Raw genomic sequence first — 26,178 nt, 5'->3', positions numbered from 1 at the left:
CACACCCCGGTCATTAGACGCATCACCGCGGCGCCGGGTATACAATCCTCTGGACACGCACCTACTCGTAACCCTTGTGGCTGCATGCGCCGCGGAAGGCGCGGTAGCACTGCTCGTAGATGTCTCGACGCCTGGGATCCGGCTCCACTTCCATTCCGGGCCGAGCCATGCCGACGACCGCCGATTCAAGGCCGTCGTAGAGTGTCCTCGAGGCCGCCACGACGGCGGCGCCGATTGCGCATTCTGTCGAGACCGGGCGCACCATTCGCTTCTGAAGAAGGTCAGCCCGAACCTGCAGCCATTCCGGGCTGCGGGCGCCGCCTCCCGTCGCGTAGACAGTGTCACCGACCTCCGCCCCCAGGTCCGCAAGCAGCTCATAACACCAGCGTTCCACGTACGCCACACCCTCTAGGTAGCCCGCGTACAGCTCCCGACTGTCTCGCGGCTCCCCGATGATGAAGCCTTCGGCTTCCGGATTGACGAACGGAAGGCGCTCTCCTCTGCGAACGAGGGGGTAGACCAGCAGCGCGGTAGGCGAATACTGAGGGACATACGCATTCAGCTCGGATAGATTCCGTCCATGGAACAGTTTCTCAAGGCACTCGGCCCCGGAGTTGCTCGCGCCTCCAGGGAGCCACGAGCCCTCGGGGTGCGCATGGCAGTATATCCGCCCCTGTGCGTCCTTGATCAAGTTGCTGGACACCCCCCGAATCACCAGCGTAGTCCCGAGCGTACTGCTCCAATCGCCGACCTTCACAGCCCCTGATGCGAAGAATCCAGCCGTACCATCGGTCACTCCCGCCACTACGGGCGTTCCTTCGAAGAGACCAGTGCTTCTCGAACACTCAGTGCTCACCTCTCCGATCACCGTGCCCGGCTTCACTACCTCCGGCAGCTTGCCTGACGGAATACCCAGTGCCGACTCCAGGAACGGCGGCCATCGGCCTTCCAACAGATCGTATCCCGTCTTCAGCGCATTTGAGGTATCAGAGATGCCCGCACTTCCGGTCATCATGCCAACTATATAGTCTGCGGCGTGGATGAAGACAGCCTTCTCGAAGATCTCGGGTTCGTTGCGGCGCACCCAGACGATCTTAGGCAACGTGAATCCACTCGAGAACGAGTATCCCATCCGCTCGGTCAGGTCGGCTCCCGCGGAGTTACACTCTAGTGCCTCGGAAGCCGCGCGGGTGTCATTGTACATGATCGCGGCGCGAAGCGGCCTGCAGGCGGAGTCAACCGCGACCAGCGTCCCCGAAGTCGAGTCCACAGCGACAGCGTAGATATCCTTCGCTGAGAAGCCCTTCTCGTGCAGTTGACCCGTGATATCCTGCAGGCTCTCTCTGCAGGCTTCCCACCAATCCGTCGGGTTCTGCTCCGACCATCCGGGGGGCAAAAGTTCGACCTGATCCGGGACCGCAAACCTGCGGGACACCTGCGCCGCAACGTCCCCGTTCGCGTCACATACGACCACTCGGACTCCCTGTGTCCCTACATCTATGCCCGCTACGTACATGAAGTACCTCGCAAGGAAGCCTTGTTCGGATCAGGCGGCAAGAGCGCGTGAAGACGATCCCTCTCACTCAGAATGCGATCGGTGCCAGGCTCGACTGCATATACGGCTCCGTCGATCATTCGAGTCTCCAAGAGGCCGGCGGCGAACTTGTTGCCCTTCAGGTGGGGCGCGTCCAGGATGCCAGATCTTATCACCATCGCAAGATTCTCTGGCGACGTGAGTGCATCCGCACCGCAGCCTTTTCCTGCCGCGCGAATAGCTTCCACAATCTGCATCGCCTCCTGCTTCAGTTGATCCCTCCGCTCAACGACGTGTGGATCCAGAGCCCCCTCGGGCATACCGAACAGGCAGTTCTTGAGCACACCCCTTACGATCTTGCAGCTTTCGATGACGTCATCTGCAGTCGCAACATGATCTCCCTCCGAGAAGCCCACGACATGCATGATGTGCGGCTTGATGCCGAGCGCGAGGACCGCGGACGCCGCGAGCTGCCCCTTTGCAGTGTCCATATCCGGGGAGAGACTCGTGAGACCAGCGCGAACCTGGCGCATCGAACGGAACCCATCGTCGTGAAGAGACTCGATCAACTCAGCTTTCGCGAGCATCTTTGCCAGGTCCATGGCCCCACCGGTATTGGGCGGCGTGTTGAACATATACTGCGCGATGTAATACGCGACCCCCATCGCTTTCGCGTTGTAGGCGGCCAGGTAGGCCATCGCGACAGCCAGTGCGTCGTGGGCATCGCGAAGGCTCCAGTGGTGAGACTCATTGACCTCGACAGGAATTCCTCGCTCGGCATACCAGGCCATCGCCTCCTGGTTCTCGCGTATGGCCTCCTCAGGGCTGCGAGGCGAGCGTCCGTCAAGCGTGCTGTACCAGCAGAGAGGGATCGCGGCCCATGCGTTGTTTATGGTTTCCAGCGCAAGTTCAGCCCATTTGATCAAGTCGCGGGTCCCGCTGTAGATGCGAAGGAGTGGGAAGTTCCCGCACCGGGACGCCTCGTAGATTGCCCTCAGGTCATCCGCCGACCGGATCGGAACACCTCCTGCTCCGTCCAGCGTCGGATCCATTTCCTCAGGCCGAAAGAAGCTCTCCTGCGCATTCTGGTCCGGTCCTATTGAAATGACATCTACTGTGCGGGACTCCGCAATCTTGCGGATGCCTTCGACCGTCTGTTCCATAGTCGGTCTGCCGAAGTGGTGCCGCAACAGAGGATAGGGTTTCTTCTTGTCCAGACGCTCTATCTGCGTCGAGCCGAAGTCCTCCTGATCGTCGGACAGGTCGCTTCCTTTGAGGTACCCGATGACCTCTTCGGGAAGTTCCAAACCGTCGAACGCTCTCTCGAAGATGCCGGACGCCTTGGCAATCCGGCAAACGGGGGGAGTGCCGCCGAAGACGAGCCTCGTCCCCTGGAGGTTCCTCTTAACAAGGTGGTCCTTGAACTCAGCGAAGAGCCCGGACGCCACCTCAGGGGTCAGCCGAAAGCTGACGCCCGCCACGTCCGGGCGATGCTCCTCTATCGCCTGAGCGAATCTCTCAACTGAGACAGCCGGCCCGAGAAAGACCGTCTCCCAACCGATGCTCTCCGCCAAGCGGAGGAAGTTCACGACGCCAGCAACGTGGACACAGTTGCCGAGCGCCCCAGCGATCAGCTTCTTGCTCATGCGGGACCTTCCGTGAGTTCACCCTCCAGCACCAACCGCCGCACCTGTTTGAGAGTGAGCCCGCTAAGCCCGAGGCGCTCGGCCGTGCGGCCCTGCGCCCAGTAGTCGCACTGGTGCAGCAGTGAGCCCAGATGTATGATAGCCTTGGTAGTCGGTGTCGGCACTCCGACCATATCGCCGATCGATGCTATCGGTACGAGGCTCATCGGGATGTCCTCGCTGATGTACCGAGTATATAGCGTCTTGGGTGCCTTGATGCCGTCGTAGCCGCGGTTAGCCCGCATAGCTTCGTAGAGAGTCGGGCCTGCCGCATCGTAGGCTACGTACAGCCACTCCCGCGCGCTCATACAACGGAAGCCAAGCGCCTCCGCGACTGCGACTCGCTCCCGGTCCATGTCCTCCAGGATCAGCGACATGGTCGGGGTAATGCCCTCGGTGTAGTAGTCGAAATCGCCGTGAGTGCTCTCGATCCGCGCACCGTTGAGCACTGTCACCGCGGGGTGGAAGATCGCTCCGATGTTGTCCAGGCTAGTCTTCATCACGTTGTCGCCGGGCACGAATTGAGGATACGCGTGCCTTAGCGCCTTGATGACCTCCGGTGTACGATGCGCCGGGATCGCCGCGATGGGAATGTTGTTCTTTACGCGGAATATCTTCGTCTGCCCCGGGTTCATCGACCGCGCCGCATAGATGAAGGTCTGTGCCTCGGCCACGATGACATCTGCGGTCACCTCGTGCTCGCGGAGGATGCTGTGGACCTCCAACGCACCACCGGTGCGCCCGGGGTGCAGCACGATCATCTGTCCATCGACGAGATGCGGCGCCATCTGCTCCGCCATGAAAGAATGCCCTGTCGCGGGCACCACGACCATCAACACATCGGCACCCTTCAAAGCCTCCTCGATGTTGTCCGAGACCACGTCGATCTTGGCCATCCCCCTGGGGAGATCGCCGCCGTCTGCGATTAGTTCGATTCCTCCCTGGGCCTGTATGGGACCCAACCTTTCAGGGTTCCTGTTATAAAGGCTCACACTGAAGCTCATCAATGAAAGATGCGCCGCCATGGCGGTGCCGCCGTGGCCGGCGCCCAGGACGCAGAATCTTGGAAACTCTCTCATATCGCTCATTGATTCCTTCCCTCGACCATGCTCAAGTAGTCCACTTCAACGCGCGCTCCCTGCTCATCCGTCGGATCGAGCCTCAAACGGTTGATCTCCCCTTTCCACGTGGCTACTGACCCGACATCGAGTCTGTATACATGGAACTCGCCGTCCGCGCTCAGGTCGAACTTGAGGCTCAAGGCTTCGCTAAACCCCCTGGCACGCTGGGCCCAGAATAGCTGGCCCGTTCTTCCCTTGTCTACCCGCATCCCGACCTCGACTATGCCGAACCTACGGGAGTCGAGTTCCGTAAGCTCGCCGTAGAGTGCCGGGTCGGGTCCGGTGGAAACCGCCCGGAGGATTCCATCCTCGACGCGTGATTCCCCCAGATGCTGAGTAGCATCCCACCCTGCGTGCTTCGGATCGTCGAACTGCCAGGAGGTGACGGGAAGTGGTTTTCGCAGGTCATACGGTCCGAGTCCTACGTCCGACGGAATGATATCTTCGTGCGGTTCGTCGGCCTGTGCAAAGACTGCCCGCACCGCGTCCAAGTATTCAAAAGCCCACTCCTGATGCGGTTCGATGTAGTCGCCTTCGCCAAACTCGTTCCACGCCTCGATGATCACGATCTTCTCCCGAGCATCGGGACTGCGTTCCTCAACAAACCCTTTGGCGTTCCGAAGCATCCGCTCGAACAGCACCGGCGACTTCCCCGTGCGAACACGCGTGTCCGGTCCGTGCCAGGGCCGCGCATCCCAGCCCGGCTCCGTCACCGGGATGTATCTAAGCGACGTATTGTCCTGGATAGACTTCCAGAACTCCGAGTAACCGCTCACCATGTCCGCATACGGAGCCACAAGCTGCCCGTTGTCGCCGGCGCTCGGGTAGTTGTACCCGGATACCGCATCGTAGCCTTCCCTCTCCAGCACTTCGAGTCCGCCGCGCCCCGGATATGAGCAGGCTACGAAGTAAATGCCTTCGAGGCCGCACGCCCTTGCCATCTGACGCGACTTCTCGAATGCCGCCCTGACTCCTTCGACACCCATGTCGTCCGTCAGGCGAAGGGGCGAGAAGATCACCACGACGGGCTTCCCGTCAACTTTCACGTAGTTCTCGAGGAGGAAGTAGTTGTCCAGCCAGTAGTTGGTCACATTGACCATGTCCTCCGCCGAGGAGGTTCCTTCCGGATTGTGGTTTGCCCACAGGAGGCAGAACTTAATCACTTCTCGATATCTCGCGTTGAACAGCCCTTCGTGAATCGCGTGCTCGAGATGGCGCGAGCCCGCCGACCAGTACCAGTCATAAATGATGAAAGTAATCCCGTGCTCCAGCATCCACTTGATGTGCCAATCTGCGACTTCAGGGTCGCCTTCATGGTAATACCCCAGGATCGGGCGCCGCTCCGGGAAGTCATCTAGCACGCTCCATTTCGTGTAGCTCGGCCACCCCGGATAGTAGTACACGCCCACCTCGAACTCTCCGCGAACCGGCTTCGGCTCAGGGACGTACGATGCGTTCTGGACGTGGACCGCCGGATGCCAGCGGAGGACCGCCTCGTCCGAGGTCACTCCCGCGTTCGCCGCAGTAACGTGAATCCGCGCCCGAAGCTCGCCCTCCCCTCGCGCATTCACTTCCCATTCCAGCGCCCGGGTTTCTCCCGCACCCAGGCGTGCGATCTTTTGCCGCGCCGAACCTTCTATCGTCGCGTGCGCGGAGTCCGGCGACAGGACGAGTTGAACTCCCCTCTCAGGCAGGCGCAGGGTCGCCTCGACTTCACGCGCCGTCTCCCCGCCACTGTTCGTCAGCATCGCCTGCACGACAGCGGTCTTACCCATGCGGTTGATCGCGTCCCGGGCACCGAAGCGCGTCACCTCGATCTGCGCGGGTCCCATCGGCTTGTCAGATGCGCCCACGAAGCCGACGGAGATCCCCTTGCCTTCACAGGGCGGGACTCTTAGCACGAACCGGCGGATGCGCCCCGTCCACTCGGGAATCTCCTCCGCCCGGATGTTGTATACCCGCAGGGACCGATATTCCCCAGGGCGGATGACCAGCGACTGCACTCCAGGGAGGTCGTCGGTCACCCACTGGAGCGTGACGTGCTCGACCCCGAAGAACTGCGCCTGCAGTGAGAGCCAGGAGCAGTCCTCCGCGTCGAAGTCGAGTCTCGGCGAGAAGAGCACGATCTCCTCATCACCGCCGAGCAGCATCCACTCATCGTCGATCGAGCCGTAGGGCTGATGAGATACCCACCTCTGATCGAGTCTCGTGAAGTCGAAGAATGCGCGCGTCGTCAGGCCCGAATCAACCTCTATAACCCTGATGTAGTCGAGCGCAAAGTCCGCGTCCTCCGGTGGATCAAGGCGCAGCCGAAGGATCAGCTTCTCGCTCTGCCAGAAGGGGTAGATGCGGTAGACGCGGAAGTCGCCCGCCTTATACTCGATGCGCTGCATCTTCTCCGGGCGGAAGCCGCCGTAAGGCTGCTCCGTGGTGTTCGTGTAGAAGAGCTCCCCCCACCCGTCCGCCGAGGACTTCATCCGTATTTCAACGTACTGGCTAGGCTTCGCGGGGAGGCTCACCGACGGCCCGGTAATCAGGGGATCGCGCCAAACGGTCTTCCCCACCAGGCACCCGTCACGGACCTCCGCGCCTTCGATGCCGTTCCCAGGCGCCCAGCCGCCGAAGTTCCCCGCCTCGGTGAACTCCCACTGTGCGAGAATGCGGAGGTTCTCCCCCGCCGAGGGGACGACGAGCAGAACCAAGAGCACGACGATCGCCAGGAACTTGTTCACCTTTGACGCTCCCTCCGCAAGTTGCGTGTCGGTCCGAGGAAGAGAAGGATGGACGAGGATGAAGTCCTAACCCTTGTTCCCCATCTCCTCAAAAACGCTCCGCGCGTTCTGCCCGGCGATCTTCGCCATGGACTCCTCGCTGATGCCGCTGCTCTTTATGAGCGCCAGCATCGCCGCCGGGTCCGCGAACGGCTGGTCGCTGCCGAAGAGTATCCGATGCGCTCCCACCTTCTCCACCGCATAGGCGATCTTCTCCGCATCGTACGACCCGGAAGTCTCCAGGAAGATGTTCACCCTTCGGTCGGCCGCGTTCACCGCCCGTTTCCAGTCCGCCCCGCCCATCCCGCCGAGAATGAATTGTATCCCGGGGAACGCCTGCGCGATCTCCTCCGCCGCATCCACCGACTGCTGGTCCGTCGTGTGGATGAATCCCGGCTTGCCGAACCGCCTGAAGCCGTTCAGTATCTCGTCGAAGTCCTCCGCGTTCGGGTAAGGTTTCGTCGAGCCGAAGTAGAGCGCCGCCGCCAGGAACTTAGGCGAGTTCATGCGCTCCCGCATCATCTCCACCGTCTCCCCTGGGTAGTTCGGGTTCGCAACGAAGTACCCGTAGAGCCGCTCGTCGCCCTTCAATACCTGATGCAGCTCCTCGTTGCCCCGCCGGAAGTCGCATTCCACCGCCAGCCGAGACGTGAGCACCGCCGCCTCGATCTTGTAGCGGTCCATAGCCTTCACCAGGCCCTCAGTGCCGAAGGCCCTCCCCACTGCGTCCGTGTCCGTGTAGTTTACCCTGATGTCTATCGCCATCTATGCCGCCTCCAGCACCCGCTTGATGTTCCCCCCGAGCACGAGTTGCTTCTGCTCGTCCGACATCTCGGAATACATTACGTAATAAAGCGACGCCGCGATCGAACGCCTCGGCGCACCCGATCCGAATACGATGCGCTCCGCCCCCAGCCGCTCCGCCAGCGACTCCAGCGCGCCGGGCACGTGAAGCTCGTGCGTCTCCACCATGATGTTCCGCGACGCCGACAGCGCCAGCGCTTCGCTCAGGTTCGCGCCGCTGATCCCGCAAAGGATCACGGGCGCCGGGTAGTTCGCCATCAGCCGCGATATCCTCGACGCGTCGCCCGCCCCCTCCGCGTTTATCATAACGGGCAGTTTCTGCGCGGCAAGCTGGGTCACCACGTGTATGACCGCCGCCGAGTCAACCGGCCACCCCTGCTCGTCAGGGTACAGCCTGCAGATCGGAAAGCCCGCCCCGCGCAACGCTCGCAGGTCCTCGCCCGTCCCGAAGTAGCGCGCCGGGTTTACCGTCGCCACCGGCACGAGCCTCTTCTCCGCCTTCGCCAGTTCGAGCGTCTCCTCGTTCCCCTTCACGTGATCGCTGAAGATCCCGACCGTCGAGAGCGTCAGCCCCATCTCGATCTTGTACGCCTCCATGTCCCTGAGCAGCCGCTCCGAGGACAGGTCGAGATGATGCGTCGGATGCACCCCGATGATGGTGTTCGCGTCAATGATCTGGTGTTCCATGTCCCTCGTCCCTTCTTCCCGCGGCAGGCGATCCGAGCCGGATCGCTAACCGCCGACGCGGCCGTCGTCCGCCTCGATGCCCCATGCCCGCACCTCGTCCAGTGCGCCGTAGCCCGTGAGATCCAGGTGCACCGGCGTGACCGATACCTTGCCGTCCGCCACCGCCCGACCGTCCGTCCCCGGCTCGAGTTCCTCCGGAACCACGTCCCCGCCGATCCAATAGTATGTGCGCCCCTGCGGGTCGGTGCGCTTGTCAATCCGCCCCGCGTAACGCCTGCGCCCCTGCGTCGTCACTTCTATACCCGAAATCTCGTCGCGCGGCAGGTTCGGCACGTTCACGTTCAGCAGGGTCTCGGCCGGAAGCGAATGGCGAAGCATCAACTCAGCCAGATGCGCGCTTAACTCCGCCGCGTAGTCGAACGACGCATGCTCGTCGTAGGATGCGACCGAGACCGCGAGCGAAGGCACCCCCATGATCGCCCCCTCCATTGCCGCAGACACCGTCCCGGAGTACGTGAGGTCCCACCCCAGGTTCGGCCCGCGGTTGACACCGGAGACGACGAGCGCCGCCTGCCCCTCCAGGATGTCGAGTATCCCCAGGGTCACGCAGTCTGACGGGGTGCCGTTCGTGGAGTAACCTGCAGAGCCGTCGGGCAGCCGCACGCGGTTGACGCGCAAAGGCTTGTGGAGCGTGATGGAGTGGCCGGAGGCGCTCCTCGGGCGGTCAGGGGCGACGACAATCACGTTTCCCAGCGGGTCGAGCGCCCGCTTCAGCGCCAGGATGCCCTCCGCATGAATCCCGTCGTCGTTGGTGATGAGGATGTTCGGCCCGCCGTGTTCGTTCATGACGCGCCATTATAGCACTTCCGAGCGGAAGCGGGTAAGTGCCGGCTCGAGATCGGCCTTCAACGCTTGGCGATCGTCCCCATTCGGCATGGAAACGTCCCCATTCGGCATAGAAACGTCCCCATTCGGCATAGAAACGTCCCCATTCGCCATGGAAACGTCCCCGTTCGCCATGGAAACGTCCCCGTTCGCTATGGAAACGTCCCCATTCGCTATGGAAACGTCCCCGTTCGCTATGGAAACGTCCCCAAGCGGCTGCGGGAAGAACACAGACGGAACTGGCACCACCTTCCCGGGGTAGGAGCAGGCCTGATTCGGCCGGCACTGGCTGCGCAGCGGTAAGGGGAGATGCGTCTAGTAGTTAGCCTTGTTCTTCAGGATCCACTTGCCGATTTCGAGCTTCCGCTTCTTGATCTCAGGCGCGACGCTGCCGATCATCCAGCAGTTCTTCCCGCAGTTTCGCGCCATCTTGCGGACCTCCTCCGCCCGGGGGCTGTTCCAGATCTCCTCGAAGGTCTGATCCTTGATGTTGCCCATGACCTCGTCCAGAGCGTTGCACGGCTTGATGTCTCCCCACGGCTCGCAGAGGAATATGTCCTGACCCATGTTGCACGGGAGGAGGCGGTCGCCCCCGTAGACGTAGTTGATGATCCCGTGGTTGAAGTACGCGCGAAACCAATTTTTCGGCTTCTTGCTCTTGAATAGTTCGCGGATGAGCTTGCGGACGTTCTCCGCGATCTCGTCCTGCTTGGTGATCTCGTTGTCCATCTTGTGGAAGTAGTAGGTGTTGTGGACGACGGCGGTCGCGAACTCGACGTCGAGGTGCTTCGCGAGTTCGTACAGTTCCAGGACGTCCGCGGAGTTCCTGTCCGAGATCGTGATGCCGAATCCGATGTCCTTCATCCCCATCCGCTTGAGTGTCAGGAGGGTACGGAGCCCGTGGTCGAAGCCGTCCTCGAGGCCGCGGAGCTCGTCGTTCGCGGAGGGGAGCCCCTCGAGCGAGATGCGGATGCCGATGTCGCCGTTAAACTTCTCGGCGAGGGCGACGATCCTGTCGGTATAGTACCCGTTCGTGCTGATGCAGATGCGCTTCGCCTTCTTCTTGACGATCTTGACGATATCCTCCAGTTCGTCGCGCAGGAACGGCTCACCGCCGGTGATGTTGAGAAACTCCAACTGGGGAAACTTCTCGTAGTACTTGGGGTCCATCTCCTGCTCGGGCGTGGATGGGAACTGCCAGGTGTTGCACATGTGACACCGCGCGTTGCAGCGGTACGTTGCTACCAGAATGCCTTCCATGGGTGACCTCTTTCGTCGGGGATTCCCTTCAAGGATACATTATCGGGGCTGAGGATGCAAACCTCACTGCATAAAGCTGTACGTTGGGGCGTTGAGCACCCACCCCACCATCGGCCAGAGGCACCCGATGATGAAATCGCCGAGCAGCAGGCCAATGAAGAAGTCCATCGCCGTCTTGTACATCTTCATCCCGCCGTAGCGCAGCGTGAGGAACTTCGCAAGCCACGCGATGAACATCGGAAGCCAGAGCGTACCGATCGAATAGCTGGTCGAGATCGCGAACCCGAGCGGGTGAAACGGCCACCATCCGACCCGCAGCTTCATGAAGTAGAGGAAGTAGGCGAAAGCCATCCCCCATCCGATCGCAAGCGTCGCCGGGATATCGGGCGGCTTCGGAACGACGAGCCAACTGTGCAGCCGCCAGGAGTACGCCTGCATCCCAAAATACGGTATGTGCCCCGCCATCCCCACCGACGCGCCCCTGGTGTACCCGAAGTGCAGGAAGATCCAAAACCCGCTGACCACCGCGGCGACCGATGCGAGACCGAGCGCGATTGCCATGTACCTCTGCGGCGTATCAGTCCGGTGTGCCAGCTTGAAGGCGTCGAGTTGGTAAGCGATGGGGATACTGCGGTAGGCGCGGTTGAACCAGAACAGCCAGTTCATCGCCGTGAGCTGCTGAGGGTTGAACGCGGCCGGGCCGAGTGCGCCGATGAGCACGATCTCCGGTCCGATGCCGTGTAGATCGTGCGCAGGGGGCCCGAACTCGGCGTGCATCTTGGCGATTGCGAGCGCGAGAAAGAAGTACATCACCACCACTGCGGCTGCAACGTACCATCCCATGCCGATGACCTGGAAGAACCACGTCAGCACGATCAGGCCGACTGCTATCCCGAGGAACGCCGTTCGATAGCGCATCGGACCGTTCGCCTCGTCCGGGTCGTGCTGTCCTCGGAAGGCGGCCCTGAAGATTCTGGCCAGGTGTCTCCTCGCGGACCAGAGCGCGAACACAGCGACAAGGTAGTACGAGCCCAGCGCCTGTTGGTCCATGAAAGGAAACGTCGGCGTAGACTCGTACACGCCGTACACATCCCCCACGATGCGGATCACCCTCCACGAGACGTAGAAGAACCAACACGAGAAGAGCATGTCCAGCGGAAGCAGAAAGCTGAGCCCTATGCCGTAGGGGTAGAACGAGATCGGAGTCCAGCCGATCGCGCTCCACGGGCGTCCGGGCATCAGCGGCGATACGTCCCACATCTTCACATTGAGCGCAGGGAGCGACGGATAGAAGAGCTGCATGCCGTTCAGGATGGAGATTCCGCCGGCGACTGCAAACCCCGCCCACATCAGCCTGCTTCGGAAGATGCGCCGGTTTGGCTCGGTGATCTGGAGTGGCAGTTCTACGATCGGGAAGAGCAGCTTCTCGCTCTCCATCCACTGCTGCCTGACGAGCGTGTTGATGCAGTACATCACCGCCAGCATGGTCAGGATTACACTGGACCAGACCCCGATCGGGACCAACCAGTGTCGGATGATTGCCCAGTCGAGTGCAGTGTGACCCTCGTACCATCCGCGCACGGCATCCGGATCGCTCACGCTGATCCAACTCGGAATGTGCGGGAGTATGATCTGCGCCCAGCGGTTCTCGGCGGTGGCGAACCGGAAGGGGTACGTCATCATCGGAACCAGGACATCGAGGAAGTCAATGCTTACGATCGCCGTCGAGATGGTGAGCATCGCATAGATGACGAGCAGTTCGCCGCGCTCCAGTGCAGTATCAAACCACCGGGCGATGAGGCCGTTCAGGAGGGTCAGGACGATGAGAAAGAGGACGGTATTCGCGAATAGAGAGATCGTCGAGGGATACGGACCGGCGCCGGCGTTGCTCATGTTCCGAAAGCCTACCTCCATGTAGAGCAGGAAGTAGACGTTGACGGGCACGAGCATCGCCCCGAGAACTATGGCACGGTATCGGGGCGCGAGGCGCCGCGGCTGGTTCATCTCTATCCCATTCTCCATGAAACCGAGTATAATAACCCAACGGTCGCCCGGTCAAGGTTCGTTGTGGCCACGCACAACGCAAGGAGTGTACTCATGGGACTGATACGGACCCTTCTGGTCGTCATCGTGCTTGTCGGCTTGTCCTGTCCTGCGAGTGCCCAATCCGTGAACCCCGGCCGGGAACTGCTCTGGAGATTCCACGCGGGTGATCAGTCCGGGGCGCACGCGTTGCTCTTCGACGATTCGGCCTGGGAGACCGTCCGGTGCGGGCACAAGTGGCGGTGTCGGGGATACGCCTGGTTCAGGGGGATCGTGACCATCCCCGAGACGCTGGAGGGAGAGCCGACCGCAGGTCTTCCTGTTGGCATGAAGTGGAACACCCCCGGCGGCGGGGAGATCTATGTCAACGGGAAGCTGCAGTCGCGCTACGACAACGACCATGCGGGCATGATTCTCCTCGCTGAACACGGGCGCCCGGGGCGACGCGTGTGGGTGGCGGTTCGCGCGTTCATGGGCCTGACGGACGATGCGGAGGGCGAGGGCGAACTCAATGAGTCCGATATCGTGTTCCTCGACTCGGCGCGAGTTAACGAGCCCTTCCAGATCACGGTGGACTGCGAGAAACGGCTCGGGAAGCTACTCCAGCCGTTCGGGGGATTGTCCCAGGGCGCGGGCCTCCCGGATTACTCTCCTGAGACTGCGGCGAGGTTCCGCGACACGGGCGTCAAGTGGATCCGCATGGACAACGTGCTGACCAACGTCGCAAAGAAGCGAGACGACGGCACGATCTACTACGACTGGGAGGACTTCGATCGGAGGGTCGACTTCATCCGCAGCATCCCCGCCGAACCGATCCTCTGCATCTCGTATATGCCTGAGGCGCTGGAAGCCTTTCCGAACAGCGACCGTCACGCTCGCCCCAGGGACTGGCAGGAGTGGGAGGATTTCGTCTACGCGGCGGTCCGGCGGTGCAACGTCCAGCGGAAGGCTTACGTGAAGTACTGGGAGGTCTGGAACGAATCGAACGCGGGCTGGATCGTCCCGTCGCCCGGTGAGGACCTGTTGCAGACTTACCTTAAGCTCTACGATGCGTGCGCTCGAGGGGTGAAGCGGGCGGACCCGAATGCATGGGTCGGAGGTCCGTGCAACGCGGCGGGTCCCTGGAACGCAGACAAAGGCACGGCGTTCATCCGGGGAGAGGACTTCCTGCGCGGGCTGATGGCTCACTGTGAAGAAACGGGGATACCGCTCGACTTTATTACCTGGCACGAGTACTTCCACCCCTGGCAGACCATCAGGGATGAGGCGGAGACGACGCGCAGATACCTCCAGGACTATCCACGAGTGAAGAAGCAGGTGAAGGAGTTCATTCTGACCGAGTGGAGCTATGCCTGGTGGCACGACCGACCGTACGACAACGAGATCGGCGCGGCATGGGCGGCGGCATCCGCGGCGCGCGGCATGATCCCCGGGGGTATCGACAAGGCGTGCTACTTCCTGGCGAAGGACTGGGACGATCGGTTCGCCGGATCGTGGGGAATGTTCCTCAAGGACAACCGGCCCAAACCGGCGGCAAATGTGTGCAGGATGTTCAACATGCTCGCCCCTCAGAGGATCGCGCTCTCAGGGAATGACGATGAGCTTGCCGGAATCGCTTCCTTCCACCCGAAAACAAGGTGCGTGACGGTGCTGATTCTTAACTTCGCTCAGAGATACGGCGTCCGGAGAGATATCAGGCTCCTGCTGAACAACTTGCCAAAGGAGATACAAGGCGGCGTCTGCAGGCGATATCTCATGGACAAGGAGCACAGCAACATCTGGAACAACGCCGACCGCCGCGGATTGGAAACCGCAGAGACGTTCCCGGTCGGGAGGTCGGGCCAATTCTGCCACACGTTCCGACTCGAGGCAAACGGGGTGACGCTCTTGGAGTTCACCGCCGACAAGGACTAGAGGCAGATCGTCGGCCCCACCTGCAGAGACGTGCCCGGGGACTCTACTCGCAGTCTACGTTTCGCAACGACAGAGGACTCACTGATTCGCCGATAGAACCGTCCCTGCGGTCTTCGCTAGCTTGTTCTCTACCTTCTCGAACTTTTCAGCCTCGAACAGGTTCGAGGAAACGGTTACTTTCTGGGCCGTGCCGCCGAGGTAGACTCCGGGCCCAAACGCATCGAACGTGCAGCCGTTGATGATGATGTTCTTGCCGCCCGTGATATACGCACCCCAGGCTTTCGGGTTTTCGAAGGCCTTCTGAAATCGGCACGCGCTGAACATCACATTCCCGCAGTCGGATATGTCCACGATATGATATCCGTTGCCCTGTATGATCGCACCGTGGACGATCACGCAGGCACCCGGATGCGCGATCTTGAACGCCGTCGCGTGGTTCAGGTAGCTGCCGTTGGTCACCCGCAGCCTCGCACCCGACTCCACAACATACCCGAATCCGCAGAAATCAGTCGAGCAGTTCGACAGCCCACCGTCGGTGCTGCCCTTGCCGATCGCCGACTCATGCTCGATGAACTGAAATCCGATCTGCGCGCCGATTACGAAGCAGTTCGACGCGTGGAACTCATCGAGCCGTCCGAGTTTGAATCCTACACCCTGGTTCAGAAAGCGCTTGTTCGTGCAGAATACCTCGACATTGCGCATCGTCGGGATATCGTAGGCCTGGGTGAGGAAGACACCTGTGTTGACCACTTCCGCGAGGAAGAGGTTCTCCAGGTTCACGCGCCCTATGTTCGACTTCCCATCGGCGATGATCGCGTCGTACGCGCCCCAGGTCTTGACGTTGCTTATCGAGATGCCGACGCCGGAGAGAAGGATCGTCGGCGGGTACTTGACCGGGGCTTCCCAGTTGACTCCTTCGTACCTCAGCACGAGCCCGTGAACACTAGCGGCGTGGCCGCACCTGATTGCCGGGCCGCCTGTGTGCGTCACGATGATGCACGGCATCACGTCCCAGTCCGCCGGAAACCCGCCGGCGATGCTGCCCACCAGCGCGACACCCTCGATTTCCAGCGTGCCGGAGATTAGATACCGTCCGGGTGGGAACTTCACAGTTCCGCCCGTGCCTGCCGCTTCGATGGCCTTTCTGATCGCGGCGGTCTCGTCGGCCACTCCATCGCCGACCGCACCGAACTCACTGACGCTGACCTCCTCCCCGACCCTAGGAGCATCGGCAGCGAGGCAGAATGTGCGCGTGAGCACTAGCAACGTAACCACTGAAAACAAGCTCTTCAATATCGCGACCTCCCACTGCCGCATAGGCGGCCTACTTCCCGGAAGCGAGGCGCTCGGCCCTGTCTATCTCCTCGGCCGAGCCCATGACCACCAACGCGTCTCCGACCGAAATCTCGAAATCCGCCTCCGGACAATGATACTTGTCACTTCCCTGTCTCTTGACGCCCAGGACCAGAACCCCCGCGCTCTGGCGAAGCCCGCTGTCTCTGATCGTGCGTCCGGCAAGAACGGATTCCGCGGAGACTGTCACATCACCAAGTTCCACATCGTCCTGATCGCTGTGCATCATGAAGTCGAGAAAGTCCATGGCGCGAGGAGTGAGCGCCGCGGATGCCATCCGATGCCCGCCAAAGATATACGGCGACATGACTCGATTCGCCCCTGCCCTTCGCAGTTTGTCCTCGTTCTCCTCCAGGATCGAGCGTGCGACGATGTAGAGCCCCTGGTTCATGCCGCGCGCAGTTAGAACGATGAATACGTTCTCCTCATCGGATGCCGCAACGGCTATGAGTCCCCTCGCGCGTTCGATCCCCGCCGCGCGCAGAACCGGGTCCTCGCTCGCGTTTCCTTCCACATAGGGAACGTCGTGATCGATCAGCTTTGGCAACTGGATCGGGTTCGACTCCACTACGACGTGAGGCATTCCCGACCTGCGGAAGTCCTTGACGATCTGCTGGCCCATACGACCGTATCCGCAGACGATATAGTGGTTCGATATGCCTGCAATGGTCTTTTCCAACCTGCGCCTCCTTTGCTCTTCATCCGCTTCCGCGATGCGTTCCACCGCGTGGAATGCCGCATCCGTAAACGGGACAAACACGAGATCCGCCTCCGAGTAGGCCGGCAACTCCTCATCCGCCCTGTGCGTTGTCACCGCCACGCTTCCGTTGAAACCGTGCTGCCTGAGTGAGTGCATAAGGGAACGGTTGATCACGCGGTCAGGGACCGAACTTACGACCCATTTCGCACTCAGCAACGGCAGGGATGCCGGAAACTCCGGGTCCTCTGCATCGCCATACCATGCCATACCCCCCCTAGCGTTCCAGTTCTTCACTGCCTGCGGGTCGAAGTCAACCCCCAGCACTGTCCGCCCGGCATCAACCAGGTGCCCTGCTATCTCCGATCCGTAGCGCCCGAGTCCATATAGGATCACGTCTGCGTCGCAGCATGTGAAGCCGTGCGCGTCCCCTACTTCCAACTCGCGCCTCGGCTGTTTCCTCTGGAAGACATCAAGATACGGGGACAGCCACTCGTACAGCGCTTCTGAATAGATTATCATGTACGTAGAGAGACCTATCGTTACCAGGCCCACCAGAGTGATCAGACCCACAACGTCCTCGCCGATATGCCCGAGCTCAAGTCCGAGCGCAGCCAAAATGAGCGAGAACTCGCTGATCTGAGCGATTAGAATCCCCGACATGAAACCAGTTCGCTTCCGGTATCCCAAGAGACCGACTATCACCATCATTATCAGCGGATTGCCGATCAGCACGAAAATGGAGAGCGGAATCGCTGCATACACCTGCTCTCCGAGCGATGCCAGATCCAGCCGTATCCCGAGATCAACAAAGAAGAAGAGCAGCAAGAAGTCCCGAAGGCTTACCAGCCTTGCCCCCAGGATCTCGCGGTAGCTGGTGGAAGCGAGAGAGACTCCGGCAAGAAAGGCACCGACCTCCGTGCTGAATCCCATCGCATCACTTAGACTAGCCAGGCCGACCGCCCATGCTATCGCGAAAAGTACAAGCAGTTCCGCGGACCTGGCCAGTACTCCCAACAGTCTCGGGAGCACCGCGACCATGAGCAGGCCCAAGCCGGCCAGCAGGGCCATGCCCTTCCCAAGAACAACCAGCAGGGTAAGCGCCATATGGCCGTTGTCCCGGCCGAATGCCGTGAGCCCGATCATCACCAGCACCACAACCAGGTCCTGCACGATCAGCAGACCGATGCCGATCCGACCGTGCAGCGAATCGGTCTCCCGCTTGTCCGAGAGCAACTTGACGATGATGATGGTACTCGAGAAAGTGAGGGCTATGGCGATATACAGAGCCGAGATCGGCGCAAATCCGAGGGCGATGCAGATTGCATACCCCAGTGCCGTGGTGAAGACCACTTGGCCCAACCCTGTGGCTAGGGCGACTTTCCCCATGCTGCGAATGAGACCGACATCGAGGCGCAGACCTACCACGAAGAGAAGCAGCGAGAGGCCAAGTTCGGCGAGCAGATGAATGGGTTGGGTATCGTTCGCAAGCCGCAATCCGGAAGGGCCGGCGAGAATGCCGAGAGCGATAAAGGCAACGATGAGCGGTTGGCGCAGGCGCAAGGCGAAAGCCCCAAGGACCGCCGCCAGCAGAAGCAAGGCGGTGAACTCGTTGTTAGGGTTTGACAAGAACTCAGCGAGCATATCAGACGATGTTGGCTCTAGGGAATGCTCGGGACAAGACACCCCGGGCGCAAAGCTTGGTTCCGCGCGCGGACATTATACCTGCACAGCTGACTCACAGTCAAAGATGACTCTCGCCAGCACTCGGACTCAACTTGACTCGCCGTCGGGGCCGCTCTATACTCGGACCAGGCATTCCACCTGAGGAGCATACCATGTACCCGTCGGCTCGCGACCATATCATTCTCGCCGGATGGCATTCAATCAAGGAAGGGCTAGACGCCCTCGGATTCGACGCAGTAGAACTCGAGTTCGACCGGAATTGCTCGGTCCGCCGTATCGGTGCGTCCGGCGACGAACGGATCAGACTGGATACGCCGCAAGGGATAGACACGCTTCGAAAGCAGCTCTCCGAGAACGGCATCCGGGTGCCGGCCTTTCTCATGGCAAACAACTTCGCGAATCCCGACTTGGATTTCGAAATAGACTGGACGATTGCAGCTATCAGGGCGGCCGATGCCCTTGGCATCCCGGCGGTCCGCATTGACGCCATGATGCACGGCGAGGAGGAGACTCCGCCAGAGACGAATATTGAGGTTTTTGCCAAGGCGATGTCCCGAGTGCTCGATGAAACGTCGGCCTCCGACGTGGAAATGGGGATTGAAAACCACGGTTTCCAGGGAAACCGGCCCGAGTTCCTGGACGCCGTGTTCGAAGCCGTGAGGTCGCAGAGACTCGGTCTCACACTGGATACAGGCAACTTCTACTGGTATGGACACCCTCTGTCTCGAGTCTACGAGATCATCGAGCGGTTTGCCCCCTGCTGCAAGCACACACACGCGAAGAACATCAGCTATCCCGTAGGACTTCGGGAGATACAGCGTGAGATCGGCCTGGAGTACAGCAAGTACGTGTCTCCCATGCGGGAGGGAGATGTGGATCACGGACGCGTCGTCGAGATTCTGAAGGGCGCGGGGTACAGCCGGGACCTCTGCCTAGAGGACGAGTCGCTTGGGAAATTTCCTCGGGAGAAATGGCCCGCGGTGCTGAGGTCGGATGCCGATTACTTCCGCACGATACTCTAGCGCGGTCAGTCGCGAAGCTTCGATATGAAGGGGATGAACGATATGAGCACAAGCGCGATCGAGGCGACAACGAGTCCGTCGAGCAACGGAGTACGGCCGAGGTCGAAGATCCTCTCTACCGCAAGCGTCGTGCCCCCAACGGCTATTCCGACGAACAACAGGATCATCCAGAGCGCATTCGACATGAGTCCACCGTGCTTAGTCTTCACTGACCTTGGCGCCGGACGTGCTCGCCTCGGGTGCTGCCCGACAATAAGCATAACACAACTTACACAGCTCTGCAATGGTTTTCCTCGAAAAGCAGAGTGACAAGCGAAGACCATCCCGCGGTGAGACGCCGCGCATTACCTGCGGCAGTTGAGCAAAGGCCACCTCCCCGGAGAGAGATGGCCAATGGTCGGGGCGACAGGATTTGAACCTGCGACCACCTGCACCCCATACAGGTGCGCTACCAAGCTGCGCTACGCCCCGATAGGTTATGTAGGGATTCTAACACCCGGGCCAGTCCGTGTCAAGGCCTGATGAGCCTGCAACTCCGCGAAGATCTCCGCCGCGCGCCTGCATGGGCGGCGACCGCTACGCAAGCCAGAAGCGCTAGCGAAGCAAACATGGTGATCACCCCCGACGGCTCAGGGACCGGCACCCATCTGACGGCGTGCGTGCGGCCCAGTGTATCGTGAGCCCAGCCCACGATCACACCGTCATCGGAAACGCCGTTCGCTGAACTGAACTGCCCGCCCAGAGTGCCGAGATCCGTCATTACTCCGCCCTGATATGCGTATGCATGGTAGATCCCTGAGGCCAGACCGGCCCAGCCAACCACGCAACCGTGATTGTTGAGCCCGTACGCCCAACTTTCCTTGCCGCCGAATGTACCCAGGTCCACCACATGATCACCAGTCATGCCGCTCCAGAACCCCGCCCGCTTCGCCGTCTCGGCGTAGGGAATGCCCCAGAGTATCACGGCGCCGCTGTCGTTGATCGCCCTCGCGGTATCCCATTTCCCGCCGGACAGCGCTCCTATATCCATCGGGCCGGTCTCAGTCCAGATGCACGCTCGCTGTTGACCGGCTCCGTTGTCGGCAGCGCCGGCGATTCCCCCCTTGGAGTTGATCCCATAGGCCACGCTGTAGACACCGCCAAGCGTCCCGAGATCCTGGATGGAGTCAGTATCCCACAGCGCCGCATGGTAGACCCCTGGGCTCGCATATGCACTCCCGACAATGCTCCCTGCGCTGTTCACAGCCCACGCGCTACCTCCGGACCCGCCTAGGCCTGGCAGGGCGTGAGCGCCCGCGGAGTCCCAATATGCAGCCCACGACAGTCCGGCGGAATCCTGCGCCCACCCGACTGCCGTTCCGTGCTCGTTGACAGCCAGAGCACGACTTCTGCTTCCACCGAGAGTGCCGAGGTCCCACATGTTGCCGTCAATCCAGATGAACGCCCTCTCAACCTGAGTTGGAGCGTCAATGAGTGACTCTCCGACAATCACCCCGTCGGTGTTGGCCGACCTGGCCCTGGCGAAACCCCCGCCAAGGTCGCCCAGGTCCTCGATACGATATTGGACGGACGGCGAAACCGCAGATGGCAGTGCCAGAAGCAGAATCAAGAGAAGGGCCGAAATGTTGGCTTTTCGAACAAGAGCTGTTCTCTTCATTACCTCATCAATGGCCTAAGATGAATGTGGCCGCAGTTTCCACACGGATACCGCGGCCACCCTGAGATCATCGAGTTCCAGGTCTATGACCTGCGCCTAAACGCCAATCCGGCCAAGCCCAGCACACCAGTCGCCAACACGGCCAAGCTTCCCGGTTCGGGGACCGCCGTGCAGATAGTGTCAACCACGACTTCATCTATCATACTGCCCCACATGGGATCCGCAGCGATAATGATGGTTTCGCAACTGGGATTGGGAACAAGCCGCCAGTCAGCGAGCATGGAATACCATCCTCCACCCGTGGGACCAGCCTCGACCAGGGAGTGCTGAGTCTCACCTATATGGACCCCGCCCGGGAGAACGTTGACCGATGGAGCGTCGCTGATATCCTGCCAGTACGTGATCTGAATCCTGATATCCTTGTATGTATCAGGCGCGGTGTTCACGGTGTTTGGGATGGTAATGGTGATCGAGCCAGTGCCGATGTCCCACCAACCCCTCTTCGAACCGTAGACGTCCGACCACTCAGTCCCTTCGATCCAGCCCGTGCCGAACGGAGGATCATAGTCAATCACCGCACACGGAGTGCCGTACGGGTTGTTGAGCGCGCTAGGATATGCCGGGTTCTCGCCGGTGCCGAACTCCCAGGCCTGGAACGTGCTGCCCGGCTGGCCACGCCACACCGGTGGAGCCAGATCATCCGCTACTGCGACCGATAGTACACAGCAGACAATCACCATTGCCAAGAATACGCGTGTTGCCATCTTCCTCTGATCCCTCCTTTTTGGAATCCCGGGGTTTCTAAGACCTGCGTTGTTCACACGTCAGTATTGCACTGCAAGAATCGTGCCGTATGTTTCTACAGTGCCAAAACCCGGTATAGATGCGGGCCGTCTGCAGGCCCTACTATTTGCGCCCTGCCCTTGACGCGCCACCACCCACTGGTGGCTATCCATGTCAGTCTACCCCAGACTGACGTTTTAGTCAAGTCATTTCGTGGTCATGAACCTCAAAACTAGTATTATTGCCAGGGTTGCCTGACCTGCCGAGCAGTCAATATTGCCAGCGCTAATAGCTGACATAGCTAGAACTAACTAGCCGAGTACTGTGGCGCACCACAGCAACGGTATTTGAGACTGACCTGGTAAATGTACCGGTTTTTCAAAACCCTCTTGACAAATAGCCGGCTCGGGTCTAGAATAGGTTCGTTACTGTCAGCCAGCAATACTATCGCACCCACGCTTAGAGGTAACACTGCATCTGTGACATCGCTGTGAACATGTGATAACTCCTCCGAAGTGTCGCACGGGCAGACGTAGCGTCCATCGGATTTCCAGCGGGGCCACAGAAAACTCGGGCAAACGACGCAGATCGTTGCGATCCCCAGCACCATCGGTACCGGCTACCGCGGGTCTCGGGCGGGCGGATGCACCACCGCTGCTCTCCACGAGACGACTTACAACCGCGATGCCCTCTACCGACCAGTACCAAGCCATCAGAATATGAAGTTTCGGGACGGATGCCGCCTTCCGGGCGCTTTTGCACCGCGGGGAGTTCGGCTTGCCGGCCAGCCTCACCACGGATCGGCGGGGTGCGTCCTGAGAGGGGTTTCCGACGTCCGCGAGACCGTAACGCGTACGTCTACGATTCGCCAAGGGATCACGGACTGTAAATCACGTTGATGGCGATTCACGGCAACGGGTAGCGCGGCGGTTCCAGCGACTGACCGTCTCGGTGGATCCGGCTACCCATTCGCTGTATCAACGGAGGTGATGCTTTCGAGCTTTGCGGCAAGTGAGAGCGAGGTTGGTTACGGAATGCACGTTGCGACCTCGGTGGGTCGTTCTTGGGTCCCCGGACCGAGCCGACTCATCTCGCGGCGGCCTTCTGTCTCTCGGGATACGATATCTGATGCGAGCGCTGTGCAGTCAAAGGCCTCGCACTGACGACGGGAAAGGATGAGAAGCGAAATGCGTTATCTACTACTTGCAGTGCTCGGATTGCTTGTCATGTGCCCGGCCTTACAGGCTGACGTGTACAACTGGGATTTCAGCAATCCGGCTGACTACTTCGTAGCGGGAAGTGCCAGCGTAGGCATCGGAAGTGCGTACGTCGCGGCCTGGGCGGAGGACGAAGCCTCAGTCTTCGCGCGACTCAACACGCAGACCTACCACCTGAGCATTGCCGACATCATCGGGGGCGGCTACAAGGTGTACGGCATGAACAACCCGCCAGGCACTATCTACGGGAGCCTGTATCTGAGCCCGACGGGCGGCCCGGGCAGCAGCGTGCTGGTCCTCTTGTCACCGATGAGTTGGAGCGGAGCCGGCGGCAGCTACGATTACACCTTCGATCTCAAGACTCACGCTGATTACCGCACGCGCCCGCCCGGCGGGTCGTGGTCAGCGTATGACCCTGCGAAGAGCGGCACATTCGAGCAGGTCAAGAACATGATCATGGGCACGTCCTACGGCGGCGACTACGCCGCCTTCTGGGGCCCGCAGATCGGCATGAGCGGGACGTCGAACACGACTTTCTCCGTGTCGAACATATCGCTGAGTACCAAGTCGGCCGCATGGAAGGTTGCGACAGCCCACGGCGTGAACCAGTTCGACATCAGCGACGACGGCACAGAGTTGGGGTACCATAAGCAGCCTCGGAATGCCGGCGGCTGGTACTGGTACCAAAACAACGGTGCCGCGCCAGACGTTCTGGCGACCGGGGGGCTCGGCCCGAACGGATGGCGAGACGGCTCGCGGACCTTCGCGGCCACAAACGTCGCCGTCGGCAAGGCACTGAAGGATATCAAGCTTGTGTTCGACTTCAAGCATTCCCTGGGGGGATATCCGACCATCAACTACTTCATGACCGACGGCAACGGCAAGTACGGAATCTTCGCCCCTACCTCTCTTGGAATAACGGTGGTCGGCGGGATCACCGTTCTGGACGCCGACTGGAGCCGGATGACCGTTGATCTGACCTCGCCCTCGATACCCGATTCGACCGTGGTAGCCGTATACGAGCACAACGGCTTCACGAACGTGTACGGCGATCCGTTCACGACGATGACGTGGGGCGACATAAAGAACTACACGATCGCCGGGATGTACGACTACCAGCGAAGCCCTGCACTGGGATGGGGCGCGTGGGGAGAAGCCTTCAGCGACATGAACATCGCGGGCAACCCGACGCTGACGAACGGATACGGCATTGCGCTGATCTGGGGCGACACAGTCGGCAACACGACCTATGCGACACAGACCCGCATGGTCAGGGATCCCGTGATCACATTCGACTCGGCGGACTACGTCGGGCTGTTCGAAGATGCTCAGATAGAGCCGAATCACCTCTACCTCGAGCCGACTCCGGCGAGCATCTACATCAAGCCGACGGAGACGTGCGTCATCAACATGAACGTCGAGAACCTGCAGCAGCCGGTTGACGCAGTGCAGGCATTCCTTGCGTTCGACTCGGCCTACTTCAGCGGCGCGCCCGGGGCAGTGAGTGTCGCCCCCGGCGGCGGCGACTGGACGAACTTGATCTGGAACGTCTGGAACACGGACGGCGATCTGGATGTGGCAGTCGGAGTCAGGTTCGACCTGGTCGGCGGCACGGATGCCGACGCAACCACGGCGATCATCACGTTGACACCCACCGGCACCGAAGGCACAACCAATATGGTCTTCAGACCAGATGGTGCCACCGACGTGGAGAAGACCTGGTTTGCGGTTACCGGCGGGGGGTTGATCAGCCCGATAAAGAGCGACAGCGTGGACGTCGTCATCGACGGCACCGCGCCGCACGATGTGGCGATCAGCGCCGACCCGGCGAGCTGGACGAACGTGAACACCGTCAATCTGATCTTCACGGCGGAAGATGCCCTCGCGGGCATTGACTACTACGAGCTCTCGATAGACGGAGGTGCTCCGTTCACGGCAACCAGCATCTACGCCCTCGACGTGTCAGGCATGTCCGACGGGACTCACAGCGCCCAGGTGACGGCATACGACAAGGCCGGGAACTCGGCATCCGCCAGCACGAACTTCTACCTGGACAAGACAGACCCAGGAGCGTCGTTTACGGCGACTCAGGGCGGCGCCAATGTGCTGACGGGCAGCGCCATAGCGACGAGTCCAGTCACCCTTCGCGGCGGTGGCGCTGCGCCAGATCCAGTCGCACCGGGCATCATCTTCACCGTTACTGCGACTGATGCCACCGCAGGTATCTCTGCCGTCACGGTTGCGGTAGACGGTCTCGGTGTCTGGGCAGGCTCCGTTGCCGATGATGGAGGAGGGGTCTACACCTGCCCGGCGATAGTCAGCTGCAATAACCCTGCTGCCCCGCCATTGGTGCCCTGCCCCGAGGGCATGACCTGCTTCGTGCCCGCGACTATGGTCAACGGCGTCCACGAGGTCACGGTAACGGTGATGGACAGCGCGGGGAACATGCAGATACTCACGGACTGGATCTACGTCAACGTCAACCAACTCACCATCGGCGGGAAATCCTCCTGGGTGAAGTTCGCGACGTTATCGTCTACCTCGTACTCCGTCACCCGGAGTGTGGTCTTCACAGCCACCGACTCCGCCGGCACGGTGCTCAAGACATGGACACCCTCTCTCCTGTTCAGCAATGCGAGTGGGACGGCCAAGGGTAGCGACGTCACTCTGACTGACGTTCCGGCTAACATAGCAAACCTGAGCGCCAAGACCGCGTGGAGTCTCCGTACGAAGCACCTGTTGCAGATCAATCCAGCGACCGGAAACGCATTCACGGACGCTGGTTACTACTACATTGGGGCCGACTACTGCTTCACGCTGCTCGGCGGCGACATCAACGACTCGAACTCGGTCAACGTCCTGGACTACTCGGTGCTGAAGGGCGCCTGGATGTCTACGGTAGACCTGTTCGCGGACATCAACGGCGACGGCGTCGTGAATGTGACCGACTACAACATCATGAAGATGAACTGGTTCAAGGTTGGCGACGCGCAGTAATCGTGCTGCGCGCGCCATCACACTCCGGGGAGAGCCACTCCGGCTCTCCCCGGCACTATGCA

The 26,178-nt window shown here is 60.7% G+C and carries 17 protein-coding genes and 1 tRNA gene; 3 read left to right on the top strand and 15 right to left on the bottom strand.

What is annotated here, in order from left to right:
- Nucleotides 1-61: 61 nt before the first annotated feature.
- The 9 genes from KBC96_10100 to KBC96_10060 form a co-directional block, all read right to left on the bottom strand.
- Nucleotides 62-1,516 carry an FGGY-family carbohydrate kinase gene (locus KBC96_10100; protein ID MBP6964746.1) on the bottom strand — a complete coding sequence of 485 codons (1,455 nt, stop codon included), beginning with the start codon at nt 1,514-1,516 and terminating at the stop codon, nt 62-64.
- Nucleotides 1,507-3,180, bottom strand: a complete 1,674-nt coding sequence (locus KBC96_10095; GenBank protein ID MBP6964745.1) for a cobalamin B12-binding domain-containing protein — start codon at nt 3,178-3,180, stop codon at nt 1,507-1,509. Before KBC96_10095 ends, KBC96_10100 begins: the two co-directional genes overlap by 10 nt.
- The gene (locus tag KBC96_10090) at nt 3,177-4,298 is read right to left on the bottom strand and encodes an NAD/NADP octopine/nopaline dehydrogenase family protein (GenBank protein MBP6964744.1); all 1,122 of its coding nucleotides are present in this window, start codon (nt 4,296-4,298) and stop codon (nt 3,177-3,179) included. Before KBC96_10090 ends, KBC96_10095 begins: the two co-directional genes overlap by 4 nt.
- A 5-nt stretch (nt 4,299-4,303) precedes the next feature.
- A complete protein-coding gene (locus KBC96_10085; protein MBP6964743.1) occupies nt 4,304-7,072 on the bottom strand; it encodes a glycoside hydrolase family 99-like domain-containing protein in 2,769 nt (922 codons plus the stop codon).
- A 66-nt stretch (nt 7,073-7,138) separates the two neighbouring features.
- Entirely contained in the window at nt 7,139-7,876 is a 738-nt protein-coding gene (locus KBC96_10080) for an amidohydrolase family protein (GenBank protein MBP6964742.1), read from the bottom strand.
- Complete coding sequence (locus tag KBC96_10075) at nt 7,877-8,602, bottom strand: amidohydrolase family protein (protein ID MBP6964741.1); 726 nt, start codon at nt 8,600-8,602, stop codon at nt 7,877-7,879.
- 45 nt (nt 8,603-8,647) lie between these two features.
- A complete protein-coding gene (gene surE, locus KBC96_10070) occupies nt 8,648-9,448 on the bottom strand; it encodes a 5'/3'-nucleotidase SurE (protein MBP6964740.1) in 801 nt (266 codons plus the stop codon).
- Nucleotides 9,449-9,802: 354 nt separating this feature from the next.
- On the bottom strand, nt 9,803-10,747 hold the full coding sequence (locus KBC96_10065) for a radical SAM protein (GenBank protein ID MBP6964739.1): 945 nt from the start codon (nt 10,745-10,747) through the stop codon (nt 9,803-9,805).
- Nucleotides 10,748-10,810: 63 nt separating this feature from the next.
- Nucleotides 10,811-12,751, bottom strand: a complete 1,941-nt coding sequence (locus KBC96_10060; protein ID MBP6964738.1) for a hypothetical protein — start codon at nt 12,749-12,751, stop codon at nt 10,811-10,813.
- Nucleotides 12,752-12,844: 93 nt separating this feature from the next.
- Between KBC96_10060 and KBC96_10055 the strand changes: the two genes are divergently transcribed.
- Entirely contained in the window at nt 12,845-14,704 is a 1,860-nt protein-coding gene (locus KBC96_10055) for a hypothetical protein (protein MBP6964737.1), read from the top strand.
- 78 nt (nt 14,705-14,782) lie between these two features.
- On the opposite strand, the gene KBC96_10050 is transcribed toward KBC96_10055, so the two are convergent.
- Nucleotides 14,783-16,021: a right-handed parallel beta-helix repeat-containing protein gene (locus KBC96_10050; GenBank protein MBP6964736.1), complete on the bottom strand. Its 1,239-nt coding sequence runs from the start codon at nt 16,019-16,021 to the stop codon at nt 14,783-14,785.
- A 7-nt stretch (nt 16,022-16,028) separates the two neighbouring features.
- The gene (locus tag KBC96_10045) at nt 16,029-18,398 is read right to left on the bottom strand and encodes a cation:proton antiporter (GenBank protein ID MBP6964735.1); all 2,370 of its coding nucleotides are present in this window, start codon (nt 18,396-18,398) and stop codon (nt 16,029-16,031) included.
- Nucleotides 18,399-18,592: 194 nt separating this feature from the next.
- Here KBC96_10045 and KBC96_10040 point away from each other — a divergent pair, with 194 nt between their 5' ends.
- The gene (locus KBC96_10040; protein ID MBP6964734.1) at nt 18,593-19,462 is read left to right on the top strand and encodes a sugar phosphate isomerase/epimerase; all 870 of its coding nucleotides are present in this window, start codon (nt 18,593-18,595) and stop codon (nt 19,460-19,462) included.
- A gap of 5 nt (nt 19,463-19,467) precedes the next feature.
- Here the strand turns inward: KBC96_10040 and KBC96_10035 are convergent, their stop codons facing one another.
- The 4 genes from KBC96_10035 to KBC96_10020 form a co-directional block, all read right to left on the bottom strand.
- Entirely contained in the window at nt 19,468-19,671 is a 204-nt protein-coding gene (locus KBC96_10035) for a hypothetical protein (GenBank protein ID MBP6964733.1), read from the bottom strand.
- Between the two features lie 185 nt (nt 19,672-19,856).
- A tRNA-Pro gene (locus KBC96_10030) sits at nt 19,857-19,933 on the bottom strand.
- A gap of 40 nt (nt 19,934-19,973) precedes the next feature.
- Nucleotides 19,974-21,119, bottom strand: a complete 1,146-nt coding sequence (locus tag KBC96_10025; protein ID MBP6964732.1) for a hypothetical protein — start codon at nt 21,117-21,119, stop codon at nt 19,974-19,976.
- An 83-nt stretch (nt 21,120-21,202) separates the two neighbouring features.
- A complete protein-coding gene (locus KBC96_10020; GenBank protein MBP6964731.1) occupies nt 21,203-21,883 on the bottom strand; it encodes a PEP-CTERM sorting domain-containing protein in 681 nt (226 codons plus the stop codon).
- Nucleotides 21,884-23,089: 1,206 nt separating this feature from the next.
- Between KBC96_10020 and KBC96_10015 the strand changes: the two genes are divergently transcribed.
- On the top strand, nt 23,090-26,116 hold the full coding sequence (locus KBC96_10015) for a dockerin type I repeat-containing protein (protein MBP6964730.1): 3,027 nt from the start codon (nt 23,090-23,092) through the stop codon (nt 26,114-26,116).
- Nucleotides 26,117-26,178 lie beyond the last annotated feature (62 nt).

Source organism: Armatimonadota bacterium, from assembly GCA_017993055.1.
Taxonomy (GTDB): Bacteria; Armatimonadota; UBA5829; order DTJY01; family DTJY01; genus JAGONM01.
Note: the sequence above shows the minus strand (reverse complement) of the source record. Positions and strands in the feature narration are given on the sequence as shown.